We start from the raw sequence: 6244 nt of genomic DNA, 5'->3' as shown, positions 1-6244 counted from the left end.
CGTCCTGGGCCCCGCGGGGGCGCCCCCCCCCCCCCCCCCCCCCCCCCCCCCCCCCCCCCCCCCCCCCCCCACAACCCCCCCCCACGCCTCGAAGGGTCACCGCACGCGCAGCGTGCCGTCGTCGTCCAGCGAGACCAGGACGCGACGCGCCCACTCGGACTCCGTCGTCGGAAAGTCGACGCGGTAGTGCCCGCCCCGGGTCTCCGTGCGCTCCCAGGCCGCGCGGGTGAGCGCGCGGGACACCTGGTGCACGTTCGTCGTCTCCCACTCGGCGGCCTGGGGCTCCGCGACCACGTCCGACCGCCGGTGGGCGTCGGCGCGGACGGCGGCGAGGCGCTCGTCGGCAGCCTCGAGCGACGTCGCCGAACGGATCACGCCCGACCCGCCCGACATGACCTTCTGGACCCGCGACCGTGCAGTAGCGGCCACGAGTGCGCTGCCACCCGGCCGCTCGACCGGGTCGGCCGCGTCCCGCAGCTCGCCTGCCGCGTACCGCACCGCCACGTCCCGCGCCGCCCGATAGGCGAACACCAGGCCCTCCAGGAGCGAGTTCGACGCGAGACGGTTGGCGCCGTGCACGCCCGTACAGGCCACCTCACCCACCGCGTACAAGCCGTCGACCGAGGACCGTCCGAGCAGGTCGGTGACGACGCCGCCCGAGTGGTAGTGCTGCGCCGGCGCCACGGGCACCGGCTCCTCGGTCCAGTCGATGCCGTTCGCGAGGAGGCGCTCGGTGATCGTCGGGAACCGCGCGCGCAGGAAGTCCGCACCGAGGTGGCGCGCGTCCAGCAGCACGTTGTCGGCGCCCGTCGCGGTCATCTGCCGCACGATCGCGTGCGCGACGACGTCCCGCGGGGCCAGCTCCGCCATCTCGTGCACCGCGGGCATGAAGCGGCGGCCGTCGACGTCGAGCAGCCAGGCGCCCTCGCCGCGCACCGCCTCGCTGATCAGCGGCAGCTGGCCCTTCGCGCCCGACCCGAGCCACAGCACGGTCGGGTGGAACTGCACGAACTCCAGGTCGGCGAGCACCGCGCCCGCGCGCAGCGCCGCCGCGATGCCGTCGCCGGTCGCCCCTGCCGGGTTCGTCGACGACCGATAGATCTGCCCGATCCCGCCCGTCGCGAGGATGACGGCCGGCGCCAGGACCGCGCCGACGCCGTCTCGCGAGCCGGTCCCGCGCACGTGCAGCGTCACGCCGCGGGCCGCGCGCCGGCCTTGCGCGTCCGGCGCGCCGGTGAGGATGTCCAGGACCAGCGCGTTCTCCACGACCTCGATCCCGGGGTCGTCCCGGACCGCGTCGATCTGGGCCACGAGCGCGCGCGAGATCTCCGCGCCGGTCGCGTCGCCGCCCGCGTGCGCGATCCGGTCCGCCCGGTGCCCACCCTCGCGCGTCAGCGCGATCGCACCGTTGCCCGTCTTGTCGAACACGGCGCCGCGCGCCACCAGCTCGTGCACCCGCTCGGGACCCTCGGTGACCAGCACCTTCACGGCGTCGGGGTCGCTCAGGCCGCCGCCTGCGGCAAGCGTGTCCGCCAGGTGCGCCTCCGGCGAGTCCTCCGGGTCGAGGGCCGCGGCGATGCCGCCCTGCGCCCAGACGGTGGAGCCGGACGAGAGCTCGCCCTTCGTCACCAGCAGCACCCGGGGCACGCGCGTGCGCAGCTCCAGCGCGGCCGTGAGACCGGCGATCCCGGAGCCGACGACGATCGCGTCCACGCGGGTGGTCCACCCCGGGGCGGGCGCGGCGAGCGTGCGCGCCAGACGCGGGGCCGGGCCTGGCGCCGCCGTCGTCACCGCGACTCGTTCGGGGAGACGTCGGCCTGCGCGAAGCCGATCTGGGCGAGCCGAGCCGCCTGCGCGGGCGTCAGGCCCGACGGGCCGGTGGCGCCCGAGCCGCCGGTCTGCCGGTCGGTCGCGCCGGGCGTGGCGGACTCCAGCGCGGTGCGCGGTGCCACGGGCACGGGGCCCGTCACGGCGGCCACGGGGCCTGTCGCCACGGCCGGCACGGGGCCGGTCGGAACGCCAGGCACCGGGCCTGTCGTCAGGGCGGGCACAGGCCCGGTCGGAACGCCAGGCACCGGGCCCGTCGGCACGCCCACGGGCGTGACCTGCGCGAAGCCGTGCGTCTCGCCCGACGCGCGCCCCGACGCCGTCCGCACGAGCCCCGCCTCCTGGAACGGCTCGATCGGGATCCCGCTCTCCTCGAGGCCGTACCCGTCGGGCACGTGCCCCGGCTCGTCGTCGACCTCGACGATGCGGTTGTGCTCGTCGACGAAGACGACGCTCGGCAGGAAGGTGCGCGCGTCGTGGTCGGACAGCATGCCGTAGGCGATCAGGATCACGACGTCGCCCGGGTGCACGTGGTGCGCGGCCGCGCCGTTGATGCAGATCTGCCCGGATCCCGGGTCGCCCGGGATCACGTACGTGGTCAGCCGGGCCCCGTTCGTCACGTCGACCACGTCCACCTGCTGCCCGGGGATCAGGTCCGCTGCGTCGAGCAGGTCGGCGTCCACCGTGATGGACCCCACGTAGTGCAGGTCGGCCTGCGTGACGGTCGCGCGGTGGATCTTGGCGATCATCATGGGCCGCTGCAGCGACGACGGTCTGCGCACGGGTGCAGGGGCGGGCTGGTACTCGGTCACGGCGTTGCCTCCTGGCCGGACGGCGCCGCCACGGACACCGGGGCAGGAGCAGCCACGGGCGGTCCGACGACGTCGACGGCCTGGTTGTCGATCAGTCGGGTCGTGCCCACGCGCGCGGCCACGAGGAGGAGCGCGGGACCGGTGTGGTCCGCCGGCACGTCCTCCACGGTAGCCGGATCAACGAGAGCCAGGTAATCCACCACAACACCCCCTGCGGCGTTGAGGATTCCCGACGCCGCGGCCAGCACCGCGCCGGCCCCCTCCGACCCGGACGCGGCACCTGCGCGCAGCGCGCGCGACAGGGCGCGAGCACGCTCCCGGTCCTGCGGTGCGAGGTACGCGTTGCGGGAGGACATGGCGAGCCCGTCCGGCTCGCGCACCGTCGGCACGCCGACGACCTCGATGTCGAGATCCAGGTCGCGCACCATGCGCCGTACCGCCAGGAGCTGCTGGGCGTCCTTCTGCCCGAACAGCGCCACGTCCGGCCGCACCAGGTGCACGAGCTTGAGCACCACCGTCAGCACGCCGTCCATGTGGCCGGGCCGGAACACCCCCTCCAGCACCTCGCCCGCGCGTCCCGCCGAGACCCGCACGACCGGGCCGCCGTCCGGGTACACCACCTCCGGTGTCGGCGCGAAGACGACGTCGGCGCCCACGGTCGCCAGCTTGGCGACGTCCCCGTCGAGGTCCCGCGGGTAGCTGTCCAGGTCCTCGCCCTTCCCGAACTGCAGCGGGTTGACGAAGATCGTCACGACGACCTGGCCGGCCGGGCCGGCCTCCTTGCGGGCGCGCCGGACCAGCTCCAGGTGCCCGTCGTGCAGCGCGCCCATCGTCATGACGACGGCGCGGCGGCCGGGCTCGGCATCGATCGGGGCGGCGATCGCCCAGCGGACCAGCGCGTCGCGCAGCTCGCCGCGCGTGCGGGCCACGAGCGGGCCGGGCGCGTCCGGTTCTCCTTCGGCAGGCATCGCTTCGGCTTCTGCCTCGGCGCCGGGGTCCGTCGTCATGATGGGGTGCTCCTTCCTGCGGACTCCGGCCCGCCCAGGGCGTCGAGCAACGCCTGAGCCGCCGTGTCGTCGATCCGGTGGCTCGCCAGCGCGCGGCGCGCGGCGCCGCGGGCGAGCTCCCGGTAGCTGTCGGGGATGTCGGTGGCCCCGGTGCGAGCAGCGAGGTCGGCGAGCACGGCCAGATGCTCCTCGACCGTCCCGACGTCGCCCCGCGAGACCGGGCCGGTCAGCGCGGAGATCGCGCCCGGGCCGACGCCCTCGCGGGCGTCGGCGGCCCGCGTCGCACCGTCGAGCGCGGCCGAGAGGAGCGGCGCGAGCACCCGGCCGGGCTTCTCGATGCCCGCGGCCTCCAGCGCCTGCGCGGCCTGGGCGACCAGCACCACCAGGTGGTTCGCGCCGTGCGCGAGGGCCGCGTGGTAGAGGCCGCGGGTCTCCTCCGGGACGATCACGGGCTCCCCGCCGATCTCCACGACCAGCGCCTGTCCGATCGGCTGCACCGCCGCCGGCGCCGTCACGGCGAACGTGCAGCCCTCCAGCCGCGCCAGGTCCAGCGACGTGCCGGTGAACGTCATCGCAGGGTGCACCGCGAGCGGGATCGCTCCGGCTGCGCGGGCCGGTTCGAGGACGGAGACCCCGTAGCGCCCGGACGTGTGCACCACGAGCTGCCCGGGCTGCCAGGCGCCGACCTCGGCAAGGCCCAGGACCAGGCCGGCCAGGGCGTCGTCGGGCACCGCGAGCAGGACGAGCTCCGCGCGCTCCACCACCTCCGGCACCTCGAGCAGGGGCACCCCGGGAAGGAGCGCGTCGGCGCGCTCGCGCGACGCCTCGGAGATGGCCGTGGCACCGACGATGGCGTGGCCGGTGGCTCGCAGCGCACTGCCGAGCACGGCGCCGACCCGGCCCGCGCCCACCACGCCGACGCCCAGGCGTCCCGCCCGCATACCGGTCCGGCCGTCGGCTGCCGGGGCGTCGCGGCGAGAGTTCGGCTCAGTCACGGGGCAGCTCCATCCATCGTTCGGGTCCCGCGCTCGCGCGGGCGGTGCGGGCGCGCCGCGCCTGCTCGTCGAGCAGCCGGGCGGCGTCCCCGGCGTCGAGGTGCGGCGCGACGGGGCCCACCGGGCCCTGCGTCGAGTGCACGGCGAACGTGGCCAGGCCGAGCCGGCGCTGCCACGGGCCCTGCACGACGGCGAGGGACTGGGTGCGCTCGTGCGGCACCACGTCGAGGGACCGGTTGAGGCGCCCGCGCCGCAGCAGCAGCGCGCGGCCCGTCACGCTGAAGCCGTTCCGCCGCCACGCGATCGGGTCGAGGACGCGGGCCTGCCGCGGCGAGCCGGTGAACCGGCCGCCGACCGAGGAGTCGCCCGACAGGCCCTCCTCCAGCAGGGCCCTCGCGTCCTCCACGCCGAGGTCGGGCAGCACGAGCGACAGCACCACCAGGGCCTCTTCACGCGTGCCCACCGGGAGCAGCACGTCGTTCGTCTGGGCCTTCTCGCCGTACCCGGCCACGTTGACCTGCACGCGCCACCAGTCGCGCCCCCGCCAGAGCAGACCCTGCGTCAGGCCCACGGCCTGGACGCGGCCGGGCGGGATGGTCTGAGCGCGCGTCTCCAGCAGGCCGTGGCGCAGCCGGATGCCGTCGGCGCTGATCGCGACGCGGAAGTCGAACTCGTTGGTGAACCGGTTGAAGAGGTAGCCACCCGCGCCCAGCACGGCGGGCAGCATCGACAACGCGATGCCCGGCCGGCCCGTCACGCTCACGACGACGACGAGGCCCACGAGGAAGACCACCAGGCCGATCGTCGCGCTGCTGCGCAGCAGCGAGGCGATCAGCCGCACCGCCGGGACGGTCAGGACCAAGTTCTCGGGCGCTTCCAGCAACGCCGGGCGCGTCGCGCTGCCCGACGCCGGTCGGGCACCCGGGTGCACCACGTCGCCCGCCGTTCCCTCACCCAAGGCGCCGTCCGCGCGCAGCGGGGCGTCAGCGCCAGGCGCGCCGACGGCGTCGGGCGCGGCGGTCCCGGGCGGCGCTGTGGCGCCGGGCAGGGAGGTGCCGGGCCCGGCGGTCCCCGGCTGCGTGCCGTGCCCGGGCGTGCGCACACCCGCCGACCGGGCCAGGAGCTCGGCCCGCAGCTCGGCGGCGTCCGCGTCCCGCAGGAAGCCGATCGCGACGCCGGAGTCGCCGCCGCCCGCGACCTCGAGCGTCAGCTCGCACAGCCCGAAGAAGCGCGCCACGAGCGGACGGCGGATGTCGACGGCCTGCAACCGGTCGAGGCGAGCGTGCCGGTGCTGCCGGAACAGGACGCCCTTGCGCATGTGGACCGTCTCCTCGCCCACCGCGTACGCCGTCATGCGCCATGCGAGGGCGGCATACCCGAAGCCGATGAGCGCGACCAGCGCGAGCGCCACCAGCACCGTCCACCACAGGCCGCTGCGCAGCAGGGCGATCAGGCCGCCGCCCCGGGCGCTGTCGTCCGCCGACTGCTGGCCCAGGATGACCAGGGCCGCCGCCAGGACCGTCCAGCCCCGCACGAGCGGCGTCACGGGGTGGACGCGACGCCACTCCAGGTCGTCAGCGGCCACGGCCCTGACCTCGGGCTC

The 6244-nt window shown here is 76.1% G+C and carries 4 protein-coding genes and 1 pseudogene; all 5 read right to left on the bottom strand.

Features of this window, described 5'->3' with window-relative positions; genetic code table 11:
• Nucleotides 1-96: 96 nt before the first annotated feature.
• Entirely contained in the window at nt 97-1791 is a 1695-nt protein-coding gene (locus L1785_RS14280) for an L-aspartate oxidase (RefSeq protein ID WP_236089942.1), read from the bottom strand.
• Between the two features lie 374 nt (nt 1792-2165).
• A pseudogene (panD, locus tag L1785_RS14275) lies at nt 2166-2579 on the bottom strand (aspartate 1-decarboxylase); the annotation flags it as partial.
• Between the two features lie 56 nt (nt 2580-2635).
• A complete protein-coding gene (panC, locus tag L1785_RS14270) occupies nt 2636-3607 on the bottom strand; it encodes a pantoate--beta-alanine ligase (protein WP_236089945.1) in 972 nt (323 codons plus the stop codon).
• 35 nt (nt 3608-3642) lie between these two features.
• Nucleotides 3643-4587, bottom strand: a complete 945-nt coding sequence (locus L1785_RS14265; RefSeq protein ID WP_236089944.1) for a Rossmann-like and DUF2520 domain-containing protein — start codon at nt 4585-4587, stop codon at nt 3643-3645.
• A gap of 46 nt (nt 4588-4633) precedes the next feature.
• The gene (locus L1785_RS14260; protein ID WP_236089941.1) at nt 4634-6226 is read right to left on the bottom strand and encodes a PH domain-containing protein; all 1593 of its coding nucleotides are present in this window, start codon (nt 6224-6226) and stop codon (nt 4634-4636) included.
• Nucleotides 6227-6244 lie beyond the last annotated feature (18 nt).

The organism is Antribacter soli (assembly GCF_021568775.1).
Classification (GTDB): domain Bacteria; phylum Actinomycetota; class Actinomycetes; order Actinomycetales; family Cellulomonadaceae; genus Antribacter; species Antribacter soli.
This window is presented reverse-complemented; position numbering and strand designations above follow the sequence as displayed.

Coding starts and splice junctions, on each gene's coding strand:
- panC (WP_236089945.1), bottom strand. CDS start 3,607: ATGCCTGCCGAAGGAGAACCGGACGCGCCCGGCCCGCTCGTGGCCCGC.
- L1785_RS14265 (WP_236089944.1), bottom strand. CDS start 4,587: ATGCGGGCGGGACGCCTGGGCGTCGGCGTGGTGGGCGCGGGCCGGGTC.